This is a genomic window from Luteibacter sp. SVR4-7G (assembly GCF_056755555.1).
The window spans coordinates 1-18403 of record NZ_JBPGXO010000019.1; the positions used below are offsets into that span (position 1 = coordinate 1).

Annotated in this window: 17 protein-coding genes and 1 pseudogene; 11 read left to right on the forward strand and 7 right to left on the reverse strand. The window is 67.3% G+C overall.

All coding sequences use genetic code 11. The features are described 5' to 3' along the window. From ACR9ZH_RS09075 to ACR9ZH_RS09095, 5 genes are all read left to right on the forward strand, one after another. On the forward strand, positions 1-2704 hold a 2704-nt coding region (locus ACR9ZH_RS09075; protein WP_481290436.1), incomplete at its 5' end, for a beta strand repeat-containing protein. 16 nt (positions 2705-2720) lie between these two features. Beyond that, complete coding sequence (locus ACR9ZH_RS09080) at positions 2721-4640, forward strand: TolC family protein (RefSeq protein ID WP_481290437.1); 1920 nt, start codon at positions 2721-2723, stop codon at positions 4638-4640. Beyond that, positions 4637-5401 (forward strand): efflux RND transporter periplasmic adaptor subunit, encoded by a 765-nt coding sequence (locus ACR9ZH_RS09085; protein WP_481290438.1) that lies wholly within the window; start codon positions 4637-4639, stop codon positions 5399-5401. The genes ACR9ZH_RS09080 and ACR9ZH_RS09085 overlap by 4 nt, the downstream gene beginning before the upstream one ends. Before the next feature lie 4 nt (positions 5402-5405). Beyond that, entirely contained in the window at positions 5406-6785 is a 1380-nt protein-coding gene (locus ACR9ZH_RS09090; protein ID WP_481290439.1) for an efflux RND transporter periplasmic adaptor subunit, read from the forward strand. A 20-nt stretch (positions 6786-6805) separates the two neighbouring features. After that, positions 6806-8911 (forward strand): site-2 protease family protein, encoded by a 2106-nt coding sequence (locus ACR9ZH_RS09095; protein ID WP_481290440.1) that lies wholly within the window; start codon positions 6806-6808, stop codon positions 8909-8911. Positions 8912-9027: 116 nt separating this feature from the next. On the opposite strand, the gene ACR9ZH_RS09100 is transcribed toward ACR9ZH_RS09095, so the two are convergent. Both ACR9ZH_RS09100 and ACR9ZH_RS09105 read right to left on the reverse strand, forming a co-directional pair. After that, positions 9028-9687, reverse strand: a complete 660-nt coding sequence (locus ACR9ZH_RS09100) for a 2OG-Fe(II) oxygenase (protein ID WP_481290441.1) — start codon at positions 9685-9687, stop codon at positions 9028-9030. 7 nt (positions 9688-9694) lie between these two features. Next, entirely contained in the window at positions 9695-10387 is a 693-nt protein-coding gene (locus ACR9ZH_RS09105; RefSeq protein ID WP_481290442.1) for a 2OG-Fe(II) oxygenase, read from the reverse strand. 91 nt (positions 10388-10478) lie between these two features. Here ACR9ZH_RS09105 and ACR9ZH_RS09110 point away from each other — a divergent pair, with 91 nt between their 5' ends. Beyond that, positions 10479-11123 carry a dihydrofolate reductase family protein gene (locus ACR9ZH_RS09110; protein ID WP_481290443.1) on the forward strand — a complete coding sequence of 215 codons (645 nt, stop codon included), beginning with the start codon at positions 10479-10481 and terminating at the stop codon, positions 11121-11123. A gap of 28 nt (positions 11124-11151) precedes the next feature. On the opposite strand, the gene ACR9ZH_RS09115 is transcribed toward ACR9ZH_RS09110, so the two are convergent. Continuing rightward, positions 11152-11667 (reverse strand): isoprenylcysteine carboxylmethyltransferase family protein, encoded by a 516-nt coding sequence (locus tag ACR9ZH_RS09115; RefSeq protein WP_481290444.1) that lies wholly within the window; start codon positions 11665-11667, stop codon positions 11152-11154. 155 nt (positions 11668-11822) lie between these two features. On the opposite strand from ACR9ZH_RS09115, the pseudogene ACR9ZH_RS09120 reads away from it, so the two are divergent. The 3 genes and pseudogenes from ACR9ZH_RS09120 to ACR9ZH_RS09130 all read left to right on the forward strand — a co-directional run. Then, positions 11823-12917 (forward strand): annotated as a pseudogene (locus ACR9ZH_RS09120) (NADH:flavin oxidoreductase/NADH oxidase); the annotation flags it as partial. Between the two features lie 142 nt (positions 12918-13059). After that, complete coding sequence (locus ACR9ZH_RS09125; protein WP_481290445.1) at positions 13060-13521, forward strand: nuclear transport factor 2 family protein; 462 nt, start codon at positions 13060-13062, stop codon at positions 13519-13521. A 6-nt stretch (positions 13522-13527) separates the two neighbouring features. Next, positions 13528-14079 carry a DNA-3-methyladenine glycosylase I gene (locus tag ACR9ZH_RS09130; protein ID WP_481290446.1) on the forward strand — a complete coding sequence of 184 codons (552 nt, stop codon included), beginning with the start codon at positions 13528-13530 and terminating at the stop codon, positions 14077-14079. Here the strand turns inward: ACR9ZH_RS09130 and ACR9ZH_RS09135 are convergent. Both ACR9ZH_RS09135 and ACR9ZH_RS09140 read right to left on the reverse strand, forming a co-directional pair. Beyond that, positions 14069-14917: a class I SAM-dependent methyltransferase gene (locus tag ACR9ZH_RS09135; protein ID WP_481290447.1), complete on the reverse strand. Its 849-nt coding sequence runs from the start codon at positions 14915-14917 to the stop codon at positions 14069-14071. The two genes, ACR9ZH_RS09130 and ACR9ZH_RS09135, sit on opposite strands and share 11 nt — an antisense overlap. Before the next feature lie 31 nt (positions 14918-14948). Next, entirely contained in the window at positions 14949-15425 is a 477-nt protein-coding gene (locus ACR9ZH_RS09140; RefSeq protein WP_481290448.1) for a carboxymuconolactone decarboxylase family protein, read from the reverse strand. 95 nt (positions 15426-15520) lie between these two features. Between ACR9ZH_RS09140 and tadA the strand changes: the two genes are divergently transcribed. Next, positions 15521-16006 carry a tRNA adenosine(34) deaminase TadA gene (gene tadA, locus ACR9ZH_RS09145; protein WP_481290449.1) on the forward strand — a complete coding sequence of 162 codons (486 nt, stop codon included), beginning with the start codon at positions 15521-15523 and terminating at the stop codon, positions 16004-16006. Here tadA and ACR9ZH_RS09150 read toward each other — a convergent pair. Continuing rightward, complete coding sequence (locus tag ACR9ZH_RS09150) at positions 16003-16809, reverse strand: NAD-dependent protein deacetylase (RefSeq protein ID WP_481290450.1); 807 nt, start codon at positions 16807-16809, stop codon at positions 16003-16005. The two genes, tadA and ACR9ZH_RS09150, sit on opposite strands and share 4 nt — an antisense overlap. Further along, positions 16806-17663 carry a hypothetical protein gene (locus tag ACR9ZH_RS09155; RefSeq protein WP_481290451.1) on the reverse strand — a complete coding sequence of 286 codons (858 nt, stop codon included), beginning with the start codon at positions 17661-17663 and terminating at the stop codon, positions 16806-16808. Before ACR9ZH_RS09155 ends, ACR9ZH_RS09150 begins: the two co-directional genes overlap by 4 nt. 72 nt (positions 17664-17735) lie before the next feature. Between ACR9ZH_RS09155 and ACR9ZH_RS09160 the strand changes: the two genes are divergently transcribed. Beyond that, the gene (locus tag ACR9ZH_RS09160) at positions 17736-18374 is read left to right on the forward strand and encodes a response regulator (RefSeq protein ID WP_481290452.1); all 639 of its coding nucleotides are present in this window, start codon (positions 17736-17738) and stop codon (positions 18372-18374) included. Positions 18375-18403: the final 29 nt, after the last annotated feature.

The window sequence follows — 18403 nt, forward strand, 5'->3', positions numbered from 1 at the left end:
CACCCTGACCCAGTCCGGCGACGGTACCGATACCTTCGCACTGACCATCAAGGACCGGAGCGGCACGGTCGTCACGGGTAACGACCTGGTCATCGCGATCGTCAACGATGCACCCACCGCCCGCGCGGACACGGCGAACGTCAACGAGGACGGCACGGCCGTCACCGGCAATGTCGTCGGCGGCGGCAATGCAGGACCCGGCGACGTGGGCGACCGCATCGGTGCGGACGTCACCGCCACGCCGGTCACCGGCGTGGCCGCAGGCACGGCCGGCGGCACGGTGAGTGGGCAGGTGGGCACGGGCGTCGCCGGACAGTACGGCACGCTCACGCTCAACGCCGACGGCAGCTACAGCTACGCGGTCGACAACACCAACGCAGCGGTCAATGCGCTGCGCGACGGCCAGTCGATCACGGACGTGTATACCTACACGATCACCGACGCCGATGGCGACACGAGCACGACCACGCTGACCATCACCATCCACGGGCATACCGACGGCTCGCCGACGGTCGTACCGGTGGACGGTAACGGGGGAGCGGACGGCCATGCCACGGTGCACGAGTCCGGACTGACCGGGAACGACGGTTCGCAGGTGGCGAGCGGCACGATCGACCTCACGGCGGACGATGGACTCGCCAGCGTCACCGTGGGCGGCACGACCCTGGACCTGGCGCAGCTCAGCGGCCTGTCCACCGGTTCGCCCATCACCATCCATACGCCGGACGGCACGCTGGTGCTGACGGGCTTCCAGCCCACCGCGACGGTCGGCGGCGTGCCGACGGCCGGCACGCTGAGCTACACGTACACGCTGGATCATGCGGTGACCCAGCCGGGTGGCAGCCATAGCCCCGACAACGTCGCGCTAACCGTCACCGATGCCGGCGGCGGCACGGCGGGCGGCACGCTCGTCGTCGATATCGTGGATGACGCGCCCACCGCCCATGCGGACACGGGCGACGTGAACGAGGACGGCAGCGCACTCTCCGGTAATGTGGTCGGTGGCGGCCACGGCGGCGACGTATCCGATCGCGTGGGTGCGGACGGCACGGCCACGCCGGTCACCGGCGTGAGCGCCGGCGACACCGGCGGCACGGTGAGTGGCCATGTCGGCAGCGGCGTCGCGGGCCAGTACGGCACGCTCACGCTCAATGCCGACGGCAGCTACAGCTATCTGGTCGACGACGGCAACCGCGCGGTCAACGCCTTGAAGGACGGCGAGACCCTCACGGACGTCTACACCTATACGATCACGGACGCGGATGGCGACAGCAGCACCACGACCCTGACCATCACCATCCACGGCCACACCGACGGTGGCCCGACCATCGTGCCGGTGGACGGCAATGGCGGCGCCGACGGTCACGCGACCGTGCACGAATCCGGACTGACGGACCACGACGGTTCGCAGGTCACCACGGGCTCCATCAACATCACGGCTGACGACGGGCTGGTCAGCATCACCGTAGGCGGCACCACGCTCACGACCGCACAACTCGACGCGCTGTCGAAGGGCTCGCCGGTGACCGTGCATACCCCGGACGGCACGCTGGTCCTGACGGGCTTCGAGCCGACCCGGACCGTCGGTGGGCTCCCGACCGCCGGGACGCTGAGCTATACCTACACGCTGGATCATCCGGTGTCGCAGCCGGCAGGCAAGGACACGGTGGATCCGATCGCGCTGAGCGTGCGCGACGCCGGCGGCGGCACCTCGAGCGGAACGCTGCTCGTCGACATCGCCAACGACGTCCCGCACGCCCGCGACGATTCCGCCACGATCGTGCAGGACGGTGGCCAGACTTCGGCGGGCGGCAATGTCTTCACCGGCAGCGACGGCTCGCACGACGGATCGGACCGGATCGGTGCCGACGGCGCCGTGAAGGGCGGTCCGCTCACGGGCGTGAGTTCCGCGAATACGGGGCAGGGCGGCACGATCGGCGGCAACAGCCAGGGCGAGTTCGGCACGCTCGTGCTCAACGCCGACGGCAGCTACAGCTACCGCCTGGATACCGCTAATCCCAAGGTAAGCGCGCTCGATGCCAGCCGCACGCTGACGGAAGTGTTCGTGTACACGATCACGGACGCGGACGGCGACACCAGCGAGGCCAGGCTGACCATCACCATCCACGGCACCACGCCGCCGATGCAGGCGCGGACCGGCGACCAGTTCTTCCCGGTGAGCTACGACTTCACCGTACGCGAGATCCGCCAGGGTTACGAGCCGGGCCTGTTCGTGCTTCCCGAGGTCGGCCAGTCGCAGGACGACACCGTGCGCCTGCAGAACCAGTGGGTGACGGGCCGCCTCGACCCGGACGTCATCGGCGAAATCGGGCAGGATCCGGTGGGCGGCCAGCACGTGCTGAAGGACGGCGTCGGCTTCTCGCACAAACTGCTCGCCGAGATCCATGCACGCTCGCGCGTCGCGGTGAATGATTACGGCCTGGCGTCCAGCCCGCTCTGGGACGACTTCTCGCCGTTCTCGCTGAGGCACGTTGCCGAGCGCGACGAGGCCGGTCACGAGCACGGCAGGGAACGCCACGAACGTGCGCATGTTGCACATCCCAAGCCGATCCCGGTGACGGTCGTGCCCGCGCCGGCGTCCACGCCGGCCGGCGCGCCGTCGCTCACGGCGCAGATCGCGGCGATGGCCAAGGCCGGTGCCGTACCGCTGGCAGTCGCGCCCGCCACCCCGTCACGTCATTAACCGGAATACACCCTCCATGCTCCATTCCACAGCCATGAAGACCGCCATGCCGAAGTCCGCGCTGCGTCCCGTACCCCTCGTCGCCTCTCTTGCGCTTGCCGTGTTCCTGACCGGTTGCGGCGCCGTGAAGCCCAAGCCGCTCACACACGACGAGGTCGCCGCGCGCGTGCGCAACGACCAGCAGGCGATGTACAAGGGGCAGGAACCCGTCACGGGGCCGTTGACGCTTTCCGACGTCATGGCGCGCTCGCTCAAGTACAACCTGGACTACCGCCTCAAGCTGATGGAAACGGCCTTGTCGCGCGGGCTGCTCGACGTGTCCGAACTGGACATGCTGCCCAAGCTGATGACTGACGCCGGTTACCGCTGGCGCAGCAACGATTCCGGCGGCACCAGCATCGGTATCCAGGACCGCATCATCAGCCTGCGCCCGTCCACCTCCGAGGAACGCGTGCACTTCCTTGCCGATGCGACGCTTTCGTGGGACGTGCTCGATTTCGGACTCAGCTATTACCGGGCCAAGCAGCAGGCCGACGACGTCAACGCCTCCGACGAGCGGCGCCGCAAGGTGCTGCAGAACATCGTGCAGGACGTACGCGACGCCTACTGGCGCGCCCTTGGTGCCCAGCGCCTGCTCAGCGAAACGCAGGCGCTCGCGGACAACATCAGCAGCGCACTGGAGAAGACCCGCCAGGCGGAACGCGCCGGCGTGCTGCCCCCGGTCGAAGGGCTGGAATACCAGCGCGCGCTGCTCGACGCGATGACCCTCGTCACCGAGAAGCGCCAGGAAATGGAATTCGCCAAGCGCGAACTGGCGGCGCTGATGAACCTGGCGCCCGGCACCGATTTCACGCTTGCCGACGCGAAGGAATCCGCCCTGTCGGAGGTGCCCGCGAACCTCGACCAGCTCGAGCAGATGGCCCTCGAACAGCGCCCCGAGCTGCGTGAGGAGGACTACAAGGCGCGTGTCGACGCGATCGAGACGAAGAAGCAGATCGCCGCGCTGTTCCCGAACCTCAACCTGTTCGGCGGTGGCGGCTACGATTCCAACAAGTACCTGTACAACGAAAGCTGGGCCCAGGGCGGCGTCAGCATGTCGATGAACCTGTTCCGCCTGGCCGGCATCCCTGCCATCAAGCGCACGAACGAAGCGCGCATGAAGGTGGACGATGCCCGCCGCATGGCGTTGAGCATGGCCGTACTCACCCAGGTGCGCGTGTCGGTGGAGCGGTACAAGCTTGCCGTGTACGACCACCAGCTCGCCGAAGAATCCGCCCGCGTGGACCAGCGCCTGGCGAGCGTGGCACGCGCAGGTTCCAGCAACCAGCTCACCAGCGAACTGGAGACGCTGCGCACGCAGGCCCGTTCGATGGTGTCGCGCTTCCAGGAAGCCTCGTCCTATGCCGCGGCGCAGTCGGCGTACGGCCGCGTGCTCAACTCGGTGGGTATCGACCTGATGCCTGAGCAGGTGGTTGGCGGCGACCTGCCGTCGATTTCCCGCGCCATCCAGACCAGCCTTGCCGGTGGAGAGAAGCAGGTATTCACGCAGTCGGCCGACATCGTGGCAATGGACCGTCCGGTCCAGCTCAGCGTGACCGGCCTGCCGGAGCGCGTGGACGGCGGCGCGGTACGCGCCGCGATCGGCAAGGTGATGACCAGCAACCAGATCTCGCTGGGCCAGGGGACGGACGCGCTTGCCGTGGAACTGCACTTCAGCAGCATGCCCAGCAAGACCGCCGCGCGCGCGCAGTGGGACGTGATCGTGCAGGACAACAAGGGCAAGCGCCTGATGACGCAGAGCTATCGCAGCTTCCTGCCTGACGAAGTCACCACCAGCGCCGTGGCGGCGCTGGCCGAAGCCGCCACGCTCTCGGTGATCGGGGAAGTGCGCCAGCTTGTCGCGGCACCCGAGACGGCAGCTGCCAACCAGCCATGAAGATGAAGAAGGTGATGGGCATGGCCAGCCTGCTGCTCCTGGGGCTGGCGGGGTCCGCGCAGGGTCAGTCTTCCCCCGCTGGGGGAGCGCAGGCACCGGTGCGTTTCCTTGTCGTGGCCGATCGCGAGGCACCGCTGTCCGCCGTCGCCGGCGGGCGCGTGGCGCGTGTCTATGCGCAGCTCGGCGACAGCGTCAAGAAGGGCAAGGTGCTGGTGTCGCTGGATTGCAGCGACCTCGAGGCCAAGCGTGCTTCCGCGGATGCCGAGTACAAGGCCGCGCAACTGCGTTACGAGGCCAAGGCCAAACTGCAGGGCCTGCAGTCGGCGGCGGCCCTCGAAGTGGAACTGACGGCCGCCGACGTGAACCGCACGCGCAGCCAGATGCGCATCTTCGACGCGCAGCTGGCCCAATGCCGTTTCGTCGCGCCGTTCGACGGTCGCGTGGCGCGTGTACATGTGAAGGAAGGGCAGGGCGTCGCACCCGGCGCGCCGGTCATCGATCTTGTCGGCACGGGCACGCCGAAGGCGCGCCTCAACGTGCCTTCGAACTGGATCGCCTGGCTTCGTCCGGGGTCGCATCTCGAGGCGAGCGTCGACGAGACCGGCGAGCACTACGTGCTGACGGTGGCGCGCCTGAGCGGGCGTGTGGACGCCGTGAGCCAGACCATCGAGATCGAGGCCGACTTTCAGGGCGATACCAGCCGCGTGCTGCCCGGCATGAGCGGCCGTGCCGCGCCCGCGAAGAGCGGCGGAAAAGGCTGAGCCGATGAACGCACCGGATACCCGCGGGCCGACCGCGCCGTCGCGGTTCTACGCGCTTGCCGCGCGCGTCGAGGCCGCCACGACGGCAGCCGAACTCGGCTTCGTCGCATGCAACGAGACGCGGCTGCTGGTGGACTACCGGCAGGCCGCCCTGGTCACGCTCTCCGGTGCACGCGGTCCGAAGCTGACCGCGCACTCCGGTCTCGCGGATCCGGACCCGAACACGCCTTACGCCCTGTGGATGGTCGCCGTGGCACGCCGGATCGCCGAGCGTTGCAAGGAACTCCCCGCGGCCGCGCGCGTGCTGCCCCTCTCGCCGGAGATGCTGGGCGACGAGCTTGCCGGGGAATGGGGCGAGTGGCTGCCGGCCCATGTATGGGTGCTCCCGCTGGTGGGACCGGACCAGGCGGTGGCTGCCTTGCTCTTCCTCGCCCGCGACCACGCATGGCCGACGACCCTGGTTTCGGACAGCCCGGAGTACGCGCTCCTGCAGCTGGCCAATCTTTACGGATACGCCTGGTGGTCGCTCGTCGCACGGCCCACGCGCTGGCAACGCTGGTGGCGGAAGGCCAGCAGCGGGCGCCGCCTGCGTTACGCCCTGGCGGTACTGCTGCTCGTGCTGCTCCTGCCCGTGCGCGAATACACCCTGGTGCCCGCCGAAATCATCTCCACGCGCAGCCAGGTGATCGCCTCGCCGCGCGAGGGCGTGATCCATCGCATGACCGTGCTGCCGAACACACCGGTCAAGGCTGGCCAGGTACTCGCCGAGCTTGACGACACCACCTTGCGCAACCGCCTCGCGGTGGCCCAGGCCGAGCTGGCGACGGCGAGCGTGGAGATGCACCAGGCCGCGCAGCAGGCGATCGAAAACCAGAACGCCAAGGCCGACCTGGGCATGGCGGAAGGCAAGTGGCGCGAGCGCCAGGTGGACGTCGTGTCGCTGCAGCGCGAGGTGGACAAGCTGGCGATCCGCGCGCCGGCCGACGGCATCTTTGTCTATTCCGATCCCGACGACTGGGGCGGCAGGCCCGTGCAGACGGGCGAGCGCATCGGCCTGCTGGCCGATCCGCATGCGCTCGGCGTGCGCGCGTGGGCACCGGTCGGCGAGCCGACCAACCTGGCCGCGGGGGCGCCGATGACGGTGTTCCTCAAGGTCGCGCCGCTCGATCCGCTCGACGCGCGCCTCGATTACGCGGGTTACCAGCCGGTAGAGGCGCCCAATGGCGTCGCCAGCTACGTGCTCCGCGGTACGGTCGACGGCACGCCGCCCGGGGCGCGCATCGGCCTGCAGGGCACGGCGCGGGTATCGGGACGCTGGAGCCTGCTGGGCTACCTCATGCTGCGCCGTCCGATCGCGACCGTGCGCGCCTGGTGCGGCATCTGACGATGCAGGCGGCGGCAGCCATGCAATCGATGGCCCCGGCAGCGCCGCCGTGGCCGGCGCTGCGCGACGAGTTGAAGATCCATCCCGCGGGACGCAACCGCGACGGATCGCCGGCCTGGCACCTGTCCGACCCCGTGCGTAACCAGTTTTTCCGCATCGGCTGGCTCGAGTTCGAGATCCTGCAGCACTGGGCCCTGTGCGATCCGCTGCGCATCGCCGAGGCGGTGACGGCCAGCACCACGCTGGCTGCCGGTCCGGAGGACGTGCTGGATTTCGTCCACTTCCTGCAACAGCAGCAGCTCACCCGCGCGGCCATGCCGAAGCGGCAAGGTTCCTTCCTGCACTGGCTGCTGCAGAATTATCTGTTCATCCGCATCCCGCTGATCCGGCCCGAGCGTTTCCTGCGCGGCGCGCTGCCCTACGTTCGCTGGATGTTCGGCACGAAGTTCCTCATCGCTACCCTCATCGCGGCGGTCATGGGACTGCTGCTGGCGGCACGCCAGTGGGACACGGTGCAGGCCAACCTGCGCGGCGCGATGAGCTGGGACGGCGTCATCGCCTTCGCCGGTGCCCTGGTCTTCTCGAAATGCTGGCACGAGTTCGGGCACGCGTTCATGGCCACGCGTTTCGGCGTGCGCGTGGGCCACATGGGTGTCGCGCTGCTGGTGATGTGGCCGATGGCCTATACGGACACCGGAGAGAGCTGGAAGCTGGAAGGTTCGCGAAAACGCCTCGCCATCGCCTCCGCGGGCGTCATGGCCGAACTCGTGCTGGCGGCCTGGTGCACGCTGCTCTGGTCCTTCGCCCCCGAAGGCAATTTCAAGAACGCGCTGTTCTTCCTCGGCACCACCGCGTGGGTGCTTACCGTGGCGGTCAACGCCAGCCCCTTCATGCGCTTCGACGGCTATTTCATCCTCGCCGACGCGCTCGATTATCCCGGGCTGCACGAGCGGGCGGGGCGCTGGGCCAAGCGCTGGGTGCGCCGCACCTTCCTGGGCATCGAAGATCCCCGGCCCGACGCGGTCTCGCCGCAATTCGCGGGATTCCTGACCGCATTCGCATTCTTCACGTGGCTCTACCGGCTGGTCCTCTTCGTGGGCATCGCCGTGGTCGTCTACCACGCCTTCTTCAAGGCGCTGGGCCTCATCCTCTTCCTGGTGGAAATCGTTACGTTCGTGGTGAAACCAATGCTCAATGAAGTGCGGGTATGGTGGGCCCGGCGTGCGGAGATACGCCGCTCCGCACTCCAGCGGTGGCTGGTAGTGCTCGGCATCCTCGCCATCGTCTTCCTCGTCCCCTGGTCGTCGAGCATCACGGCCGACGGCATCGTCGAAGCGGGGTTCGAGCAGCCGGTCTTCACGCCGTATCCGGCACGCCTGGAGCGCGTGGGTGTCAGTGACGGCGACCACGTGAAGCCAGGGCAGATGCTGTTCGAGCTTTCCGCGCCGACGCCGAAGGACGAGAGTGCGAAGGCCGACGCCTTGCGCGAAGCCTACGAATCCACGGCGCGCGGCGCCGGGGCCCTGGATCGCGACGGCGTGGCCAAGCAGGTCGTGGCCGAGCGGATGGCCGACCAGTACGACGTGCAGCGCCGCGCGAGCGCGGCCGAACTCCACCGCCTGCGCCTGGTGTCTGCAGAAGAGGGCATCGTGCGCGATCTCGACACGACCTTGCAGGCGGGCAACTGGGTATCGCCCGGTTCGCGCATCGCGACGATCGTGGGCGGCACGCGCTGGCGCGCGGAAGTGCTGGTGTCCGAAGCGGACCGGGCCCGCCTGGTGCCGGGCACCGAAGCCACCGTGTATCCGCACGGTCGTTGGAATCCGCTGCACGGCCGCGTGGTCGCAGTGGACAACGGCGCCATGGAGCACCTGCCCAGTCTGATGCTGGCAAAGAACCACGGCGGACCGATCCCGCTCAATCCGACCGCGCCGGTCAAGGACCTGAAACCGGCCTCGGTCTGGTATCGCGTACGCGTGGAAGGCGACGGACTGACGGGACCGGTCGCCGCCGAGGACCTGGCCACGGTGCACATGCAAGGGCGCCGGGAGAGCCTCGGCCGGCGCTGGATCGACAGCGCATTGCTGATCCTCCTGCAGCAGACGGGGCTGGGCAAGGACGGCTGACCGCTTTTAATCGGGGTACTGCTTGCGTGGAAGGCGGAGACGGTTAGGTTGACTCGGCCGTCCGGGCAGGGAGACTCGCCGATCGCAGGTTGGCCATGAAGGCCGGGAACACCTGGTCAGCGACCGTTGTGCAGGAGAAGCTCAAGGCCAACGCGTTCGCCGTCGCGGACGCGGCTGATCGCGTGCTTGAGAGTGGCCCGATAGTAACCGCGGCTGCCCTGGATCGGCCGGGAGTTTGCGCAGATCACCGCCGCGTCTCTCGCTCGCAGGGGCAGCACCACCGGTCGCGATTGCATGCGCGGGCGGCGTTCCGTCATCACGAATTCGCCGCCATGGAAATCCTTGCCCGGTTCGCTGAGCAGGGCGACCACCTGCAAAGGAAAGACGTGTTCACCGTCGCTCCACTGCCGCAAGGGCAGGTCTTCGCCTTCGCGCAGCCGAACGACGTGCGACAGCCGCTGTGACTGGCCCGCTTCATGATTGCGCCGCATGAATTCGTCCAAGGTGGCGGGATAGCGGTAAACGACGCCCAGCTTCTCGTTCCACCGGTTGGCGAGCGGGACGAGGCGGCGGTAGAAGATCGACCGCCATTCCGTCAGGAACGCGGCCAGGTCGTCCGCGAAAAAGCAGTGGCTGCCGCCGACGATGCCCTCGGGACGCATCGACCCGATGGCCGACAAGGCCTTGGTCTGTTCCAGCGTAAGCAGCCCCGGGATGACGGCGGCGCCTTCGGCGTCGAGCGCGGTTTCGACACGGTTCCAGTCGATGCGTTCCATGGGGCACCTAGCGCGCATCGTGGAAGATCAGTCCGACGGTATGTCGCCTGCCGCTCCGTACCTGGCTCACGCCGTGCCGCATGGCGACTTTCCGGCTACCGCCACGCCTGCCCGCCACAGGGCGCCGGTTGACGGTGAAGACCAGCGCATCGCCCTGGTGCAGTTCGACGACCTCGGCCCGCTGCTCCGTGCCCGACGTCTCGGCCATGACAAATTCGCCACCGTCGAAATCCCTGCCCGGCTCGGACAGCAGGATCGCCACCTGCAACGGAAACACATGCTCGCCGTAAAGATCCTGATGCAGGCAGTTGTAGTCGCCCTCGCCGTATGTGAGTAGCAGGGGAGTCGGTCGTACCTGGCCCGCCTTGTGGCAGATCTCGAGGAACTCGCTCAGGTTATCGGGGTACGCGACATCGATGCCCGAGAGGCGATTCCAGCGGTTGGCGATGGGAGCGAGACGCGGATACAGCGCGTGGCGCAGCCGTTCGAGCAACGGCGGCAAGGGATAGTCGAAATATTTGTACTCCCCGCGGCCGAAGCCATGGCGCGACATCACGACCCGGGAGCGGAAGTGCCTGTCGTCGGGATAGAGCGCGGCCAGACCGTCGCACGCTTCTGCGCTCAACAGGCCCGGCACGCGGGCATGGCCGTGGGCATCGAGCGAATGCTCCAGGCGCGGATCGATCGTGGCGGTGTTCATGTCTCCAGCGTAGTTCCGCTGTATCGCACCCGCACTCCGTTTCTTGCGGTAGGCTCAAGGGATCTTCAGGCGTCGACATCCGGGGTGAGTGATGACGAAAGTTCGCGTAAATGGCTATACCATCTCGGTGGACGGATTTGGGGCCGGACCCGATCAGAGCCTCGACAGCCCCCTTGGCCTCAAGGGCGAGAGCCTGCACCCGTGGCTCCGCGACAGCAAAACATTCCATGCCATGCAAGGCAAGGATGGCGGGTCGACGGGCATCGACGAAGGCTATGCGGCGCGGGCCATGGCCGGCGTTGGCGCATGGATCCTCGGCCGCAACATGTTCGGCCCCGTCCGCGGCGAATGGCCGGACGAAAACTGGAAGGGCTGGTGGGGCGATACGCCGCCCTACCATTGCCCGGTCTTCGTCCTGACCAACCACGCGAGGGCACCGCTCGAAATGAATGGCGGCACCGTCTTCCATTTCGTGACCGGCGGCATCGACGAAGCCTTGGCCAGGGCGAAGGAAGCGGCAGGCAGTCTCGACGTCCGCATCGGCGGGGGAGCGAGCACGATTCGCCAGTATCTCGAGGTGGGGGCGATCGACGAACTGCACATCGCGGTGTCGCCGGTGCTGCTTGGCCGCGGCGAAGCCTTATTCACCGGCCTCGACCTGCCCGAACTCGGCTACGAAGTCATCCGGCACGAGCAAGGCGAGCAGGCGATGCACATCATGCTTGCACGCAGATGAAACGCGGCTCGTCTGTTTGCCGTCTCCGTCACTGGAAGCGAGCGCGCATGACCTTCTCTTCCTGGACGATGCGCACGATGAGCGGCACCAGGTAGATCGGCAGGCCAATGGCCAGCGTCCTGTAGCTGTGCATGGCCAGGGTCAGGCCGATCAGTTCGGGGACGATGTTGAGGAAGTAGTTCGGGTGGCGCACCACGCGGAAGAGCGGGTGCGTTACCAGATGGTGATCGGGCGCGAGGATGAGCTTGACCGTCCACAGGCGCCCGAGGAGGTGGATGACATAAAGCAGGAAGAGCAGGGCGGCGAGGTAGAGGACGATGCCGACCCCGGCGATGGTGTCGAGTTCGGGACCATGCGCCCAGCCTTCCCAGATCGCGGCCACGTAAAATAGTACGTGGCATACGGCCAACACGTTGCTGTTCAAGGCGCCGTACTCGACCGCGCCGGCACGCTTCAGCGCGGCCTCGTGGCGCAGCGAGACGACGAGGCTCGTGACCCGGCAAACGACGGCAAATACGGTGAAAGCAAGAAAGAACAACGTCATCGGGTGCGGATCCTTCAGGTAGTACGGGAATGGCTGCGCCAGGTCCCGCGATCATGACGCATGCCCGGTGCCGGCGGGCACCCTCCGTATGGGGTTGTCAATTCGCCCGGTGTCACCATCTGCTTCCATGAGCATCGCATCGAGGAGCATGCAACATGGCGCATCCCGCGCTTTTCCAACCGATCAGCATACATGGCCGCGAACTGCCGAACCGCATCGTCGTCGCGCCCATGTGCCAGTACTCGGCGGTGGACGGCCGCATGAACGACTGGCATACCATCCACCTGGGGCAACTGGCCATGTCGGGCGCCGCGTTGCTGACCATCGAGGCGACGGCCGTGCTGCCCGAGGGCCGGATCACCTGGGCGGACGTGGGATTGTGGGACGACGCCACCGAAGAAGCCATGCGCCGGACGCTGCAAAGCGTCCGCCAGTGGTCGGACATGAGCATCGGCATCCAGTTGGGCCACGCCGGCCGCAAGGCTTCCACGGAGGTGCCCTGGGCCGGTGGCCGCCAGCTAGCGCCGGGCCATGACCACGGTTGGCAGACCGTGGCGCCTTCTGCGCTTCCATTTCATCCCGACGACCACGCGCCAGTGGCGCTCGATCGCGAGGGCTTGCGGCGTATCCGGGACGCCTTCGCCGCGGCGGCGGAACGCGCCGCACGCCTCGGTCTCGACTTCGTCCAGATCCATGGCGCCCACGGATACCTGCTGCACCAGTTCCTCTCGCCGCTGTCGAACCAGCGCAGCGACGAATACGGCGGCTCCCTCGAAAACCGCATGCGTTTTCCGCTCGAGGTCTTCGATGCGGTGCGCGCGGCTTTCCCCGCCGATCGCGCGGTCAGCATGCGTGTGTCGGCTACCGACTGGGTGGATGGCGGCTGGGACCTGGAGCAGACGATCGCCTTCGCCAAGGCGCTCGAGGCGCGTGGGTGCGACGCGGTCCACGTGTCCACCGGAGGGCTGCACCATGCGCAGCGTATCCAGGCAGGCCCCGGGTACCAGGTTCCGTTCGCACGCGGCGTGAAGCAGGCCGTGTCGATGGCGGTGGTGGCGGTGGGGCTCATTACCGATCCGGAACACGCGGAAGCGATCGTCGCCACCGGCGACGCCGATCTCATAGCGCTGGCCCGCGCGATCCTCTACGACCCGCGCTGGCCTTGGCATGCCGCGGAAAAACTCGGCGCCAGCGTGCGTCCACCGAAGCAGTACCTGCGTTCGCAACCTGCACGGCAACGGCACCTGTTCCAGGTGGACGGCCCCGCCGATCCCGCGCCCGTATGGGTCCGCGACGAAAAGGGCGTCTACCGCTGATTCCCACGGTAGGATGTGGCAAGCCGCCGTCACCGGCGGCTTGTACATTGTTGTTTTGCACACAGGAATCGCCGCCATGGCCGCCCCCGTTCCTCCGTTCACCCTCGAAACCGCTACGCAAAAGGTCCGTCTCGCCGAGGATGGCTGGAACAGCCGCACGCCCGAGAAGGTCGCGCTGGCTTATTCGCCCGACAGCCAATGGCGCAATCGCTCGGAGTTCGTGCGCGGCCGCGCCCAGATCGTGGAATTCCTCACGCGCAAGTGGGCGCGCGAACTCGACTACCGCCTGATCAAGGAGCTCTGGGCGTTCACGGGTAATCGCATCGCCGTCCGCTTTGCCTACGAATGGCATGACGACAGCGGCAACTGGTATCGCTCCTACGGTAACGAGAACTGGGAATTCGACGAGGCGGGAGAGATGCACCATCGCTATGCCTGCATCAACGATCTGCCGATCAAGGAAAGCGAGCGCAAGTACCACTGGCCGCTGGGCCGCCGTCCGGACGATCATCCGGGTCTTTCCGACCTCGGCCTCTAGGACGCCATGAGCAAGGAACCGAAGCGCTGCGCCTGGGCCGGCACCGACCCGCTCTACCTCGAGTATCACGACACCGAATGGGGCGTGCCCTTGCACGATTCCCGCATGTTGTGGCAACAGCTGATGCTGGAAGGCTTCCAGGCCGGACTCTCGTGGATCACCATCCTGCGCAAGCGGGAAAACTTCCGCAAGGCGTTCAACGGCTTCGAGCCCGCAAAGGTGGCCCGCTTCGGCGAGAAGGAGATCCTGCGCCTCCTCGACGATGAGGGGATCATCCGCTCCCGCGCGAAGATCGAAGCCACGATCGCGGGCGCGAAAATCTACGAGGCAATGCGCGAGCGTGGCGAGGACTTCGACAGCTACTGCTGGTCGTTCACGGACGGCAGGGTGATCCGTGGCAACGGCACGACGGTGCCCGCGCAGACGCCGCTGTCGGTCACCATCTCGAAAGACCTCAAGCAGCGCGGCTTCAAGTTCGTGGGCCCCACCATCACCTATGCCTGGATGCAGGCCGTTGGGATCGTCGACGACCACGTGACCGGCTGCTTCAGGCGCTGATCTCGCCGACCGCCAGCGTGAACGTCTGCAGGAAATGGAAGTCCGGACGGCGCAAGGCGAAGTCCGGATGCGATGGGTCGCACAGGCGGCCCACTTCCTCGTAGTCCGCCTTCGACAGGTAGGGTTGCAGCCTTTCGCCCCAGGAGTTCTGGAAGATGGTTTCGACGAGATAGCTCTCGTCTTCGAGCCGCACGGGCGACACACGCTCGATCGCCCAGGTCCGGGCGCCGACGTTCCGGAGCCCCGCGGCACGAAGCAGCCCGACCAGGGAACGCACCGCCGTAAGGTCGCGCTCATCCAACTGGTAGCGGTCCCGGTAGTACTGCCGCACGGCCTCGTTGACGAGCCGCTCGAGGCGGGCATCCCATGCGAAGTACATGTCGGGAAGCAACGAACTCTGGCCCAGCGCGATGCGCCCGCCCGGTCGAAGCAGCGAGGCCACGCGCCGGACGCCCACGGCAGGATCCTGCAAGTGATTGAAGGTGTTGACCGACCAGACCAGGTCGAAGCTGCCGGGCGCGAAGGGAAGCGCCGTGAGATCGCCCTGCACGACCAGCGCATCTGCCGGCGCGGCGGCGCGAGCCGAAGCGACGTGGGCGGTGGCGAGGTCGATGCCGGCCACGCCACCCTGCGGACCCGTTTCCCGGGCCAGCCATGCCAACGTCTCGCCGGAGCCGCAGCCAGCGTCGAGGACGCGCATGCCCGAGCGGAGACCCAGACTCGCGATCACTTGGCGGATCTCCGGCGCCGCGAAGGCGTTGAACAGCTGTAATTTCCGCGAGTAGTCGCGCGCCGCGGTGTCGCCGAGCAGGCCGCGAGGTCTGGCTGGATCGTTCATGCAGCCTTCGTGGAGGGACGGTGTGGAAAGCCTACGCCGTCTCGGCCGTACGGGCGAGCTTCGTCGCCGCCACGGGGCTGTTACGGAACGCCACGCCCATGCGGTTGAAGGCGCTCATGAGCGCGACCGCCACGGACAGGTCCACCAGTTCCTTCTCGCTGAATTCGGCGGCGGCCGCGGCGTAGTCCTCGTCGGGAATGCCGGTCTCGGCGACGTTGGCCACCGATTCGGCCCAGGCAAGGGCGGCTTTCTCGCGCGGCGTGAACACGTCGCCGGCCTCGCGCCAGGCCGGCGCCAGGATCAGCTTCTCGAACGGGACGCCATGCTTCACCAGGTCCTGGGAGTGCATGTCGATGCAGAACGCGCAGCCGTTGATCTGCGAGACGCGCAGGTAAACCAGGTTCACGAGGTTCTGGCCCAGGCTGCTCTTGGCCAGATAGCCGTGCACGTCGATGAGGCCCTTGACGCTCTCGGGAGCCACGTTCATGTAGTTGATGCGCTTGCTCATGGGGTAGGTACCTGTAGGGAAAAGCGTAGCTTGCGCGCCCTGACGGTCTGCCCGAAAGAGCCAAGATCTCGCGGCGTGGATGTACCATTCGCGGCATGACCAGCCCGCTTTTCCTCGATCCGACCTTCACCGATGCCGACCGTGCCTGGATGGCGAGGGCGCTGGAGCTTGCCGTCCACGCCCGCGACGCGGAGGGCGAGGTGCCCGTCGGCGCCGTGCTGGTGCTGGACGGGGCCGTGGTGGGGGAGGGGTGGAACCGCAACATCACGCTCAACGACCCGACGGCGCATGCGGAGATCCAGGCCTTGCGCGCCGCCGGCGAGCGGCTTTCCAACTACCGGTTCCCGGGCGCCACGCTGTACGTGACCCTGGAGCCTTGCGCCATGTGCGCGATGGCGATGGTCCACGCCCGCGTGGCCCGGGTGGTATTCGGGGCGACCGATCCCAAGACCGGCGCGGCCGGCAGTGTGTTCGACACGCTCGTCTCGCCCCGGCACAACCACCGCGTGCAGGTGAGCGGAGGGCTGGAAGCGGAGGCGGCGGGCGACCTGCTGCGCCACTTCTTCCGCGCACGCCGCTAGGCGTAAGGCGCCAGCGCCTCCGCGCAGGAACGCTCCACTTTCAGCGTGAGGAGCGCATCCGCGCGGGTCACGCCCAGGTTCACCGAGGCGATGGGCAGTCCGCGGCGCGACGCTTCCAGCACGAAGCGGTAGCCCGAATAGACCATCAGCGATGAGCCGACCACCAGCATGGCGTCCGCACGGCCGAGGTGCGCCCAGGCGGTGTCCACGCGGGCTCGCGGCACGTTCTCGCCGAAGAAGACCACGTCCGGCTTGAGAATGCCCCCGCAGACCGTGCACGGCGGAATCGAGAACTCCGAGAAATCGACGCCCTCGAGGTCCGCATCGCCGTCCGGCGCGACCGTCGCCTGCAGGGCCATCCATGAGGGATTGGCCTCTTCGAGACGGCGCTGCATATCGCTGCGCAAGGTGATGTCACCGCACTGCATGCAGCGCACGCGATCGAGCCGTCCGTGGAGGTCCACAACGTTAAGGCTGCCGGCCGCCTCGTGGAGGCCGTCCACGTTCTGCGTGAGCAATAACTCAATATGCCCCGCATGTTCGAGCGCAGCGAGCGCACGGTGGGCCACGTTCGGATGCACCGATGCGAAATGCCGCCAGCCGATCATGCCGCGTGCCCAGTAACGCGCCCGTGCGGGCGGCCCGCTCATGAAAACCTGCAGGGTCATGGGCGGACTGCGCTTCCACGCACCCTGGCCATCGCGATAGTCGGGAATGCCGGAGTCGGTGCTTATGCCGGCGCCGGTAATGACGAACAGACGCGGATGCGCGTCGATGAACTCGTGCAAAGGATCTGTACTCACGGTTGCGGACTATAGCCCAACCCCGGGACCTGTTCGCGAAGGAGCACCAGGACGCACGCGGCGTCTTCGGCGAACCGCCGGATGGCACGGTCGACGTGGGCGCGCCGGCCGCTTTCGAGCTCACGCTCCAGCGCGAGCCCCACGAGGGAAAGATCGCTGGCTTCGGCCATGCCGAGTGCCCCGGACACCCGATGCAGCCACGCCTGGAGGTGCGTGGTGCCGGGGCGCTCCAGCAGGACGGCGAGGTCGGCGAGATCGCTGGAAAGGGCCCGGTCGAGGGCGACAATGACTTCGCGCAGCGCGGAGTCTCCCCCGAGGGTGCTGCGCAGGGCCTCCACGTCGATACGCGGCGGCGTGCGCGGCAGGTCGAAGGCGAGCTCCACGATCACCCGGTCGCCGATGTCGGCACCGCTCTCGATATGCACGACGCCGCCGATCGAGGCGACGGCCGATGCGGCGGCCCGCAGGCGGACACAATCGGGATCCGCCGCGCCACGTCCGTCGACCACCGTGAAGTGTATGAGCTGGCCCGCGACGTCGTCGCCCACCACGTCCACGTGCAGTGCCACGTGCGGCGAGCCCCGTTCGATCACGCGATCGAGCAGGAGCGACAGCACGTTCCCGAGCACGGCGAAGGGTCCGGCAAGGTCCCGCGCGAGCGCCGGATCGATCTCGAGTTCGAATGCCATGCGCCGTGCATCCGCTTCGGCGGCATAGTGCTGCTGCAGGCGCCCGAGCATCTGGGAAAGGTTCTCTTCGGACCGCGCGCGAGCGTTGAATTCACCCTCCACGCAAGCGGCGCGCCACGCTGCGACACGCCGGCGCAGTGGCATCAGAAGGCGCGATATGCTCAACTCTGCGCTCCACCGGCGGTACGCGAGACCAGTCTGCCGGTGACTGGACAAGCAAGATAGGACGGATCACTCATGGTCTACCGCGTCATTCTGGCGGACGATCACCCCGTGGTGCTGAAGGGCCTCAGCCTGGCCTTGGCCAAGGACGGACTCGCCACCGTGGTGGCGGAGGCGCAGTCTCCCGACGAATTGCTCGGCGCACTCGCGACGACGCCCTGTGACGCCGTCATCACCGATTTCAGCATGCCCGCGCCGGGTCGCGACGGGCTCGCCCTGTTGCGTGAGCTGCGACAGACGTATCCAGGCCTGCCCGTGATGGTGATCACGACGTTGGCGAATCCGGCACTGTATCGGGAAATCATCGGAACGGGCGTGCTCGGCCTCATCGGCAAGTCCGGCGACACCAGGGAAATTCCCGAGGCACTGGTGGAAATCCTGTCGAACCATGTCTACCTGGGAGCCTCGGTACGCGAGTTGATCGGTGCGCCGCCCGGTGCACCGCTTGGAAAGTCCGGCACGCTTGCCGACCTCTCCCCGCGGGAACTGAAGATCCTGCGCCTGTTCGCCGCCGGCAACAGCGTCACCGACATCGCGCGGGCGACGGGTCGGGGACTTTCCACCATCAGCCAGCAGAAGTCGAATGCGATGAGGAAACTCCGCCTGGACACGGATGCCGAGATCTTCGAGTACATCGAGCGATTGCGCCTGTGAAGGCACGATAACCATGCCGTGAGCCCGCG

Excerpts from the sequence above, each read along its gene's own strand:
- ACR9ZH_RS09080 (WP_481290437.1), top strand. The coding sequence starts at position 2,721 with ATGCTCCATTCCACAGCCATGAAGACCGCCATGCCGAAGTCCGCGCTG.
- ACR9ZH_RS09135 (WP_481290447.1), bottom strand. The coding sequence starts at position 14,917 with ATGAACGATCCAGCCAGACCTCGCGGCCTGCTCGGCGACACCGCGGCG.
- ACR9ZH_RS09110 (WP_481290443.1), top strand. The coding sequence starts at position 10,479 with ATGACGAAAGTTCGCGTAAATGGCTATACCATCTCGGTGGACGGATTT.
- tadA (WP_481290449.1), top strand. The coding sequence starts at position 15,521 with ATGACCAGCCCGCTTTTCCTCGATCCGACCTTCACCGATGCCGACCGT.
- ACR9ZH_RS09115 (WP_481290444.1), bottom strand. The coding sequence starts at position 11,667 with ATGACGTTGTTCTTTCTTGCTTTCACCGTATTTGCCGTCGTTTGCCGG.
- ACR9ZH_RS09160 (WP_481290452.1), top strand. The coding sequence starts at position 17,736 with ATGGTCTACCGCGTCATTCTGGCGGACGATCACCCCGTGGTGCTGAAG.
- ACR9ZH_RS09090 (WP_481290439.1), top strand. The coding sequence starts at position 5,406 with ATGAACGCACCGGATACCCGCGGGCCGACCGCGCCGTCGCGGTTCTAC.
- ACR9ZH_RS09125 (WP_481290445.1), top strand. The coding sequence starts at position 13,060 with ATGGCCGCCCCCGTTCCTCCGTTCACCCTCGAAACCGCTACGCAAAAG.
- ACR9ZH_RS09130 (WP_481290446.1), top strand. The coding sequence starts at position 13,528 with ATGAGCAAGGAACCGAAGCGCTGCGCCTGGGCCGGCACCGACCCGCTC.
- ACR9ZH_RS09100 (WP_481290441.1), bottom strand. The coding sequence starts at position 9,687 with ATGGAACGCATCGACTGGAACCGTGTCGAAACCGCGCTCGACGCCGAA.
- ACR9ZH_RS09105 (WP_481290442.1), bottom strand. The coding sequence starts at position 10,387 with ATGAACACCGCCACGATCGATCCGCGCCTGGAGCATTCGCTCGATGCC.
- ACR9ZH_RS09085 (WP_481290438.1), top strand. The coding sequence starts at position 4,637 with ATGAAGATGAAGAAGGTGATGGGCATGGCCAGCCTGCTGCTCCTGGGG.
- ACR9ZH_RS09095 (WP_481290440.1), top strand. The coding sequence starts at position 6,806 with ATGCAATCGATGGCCCCGGCAGCGCCGCCGTGGCCGGCGCTGCGCGAC.
- ACR9ZH_RS09140 (WP_481290448.1), bottom strand. The coding sequence starts at position 15,425 with ATGAGCAAGCGCATCAACTACATGAACGTGGCTCCCGAGAGCGTCAAG.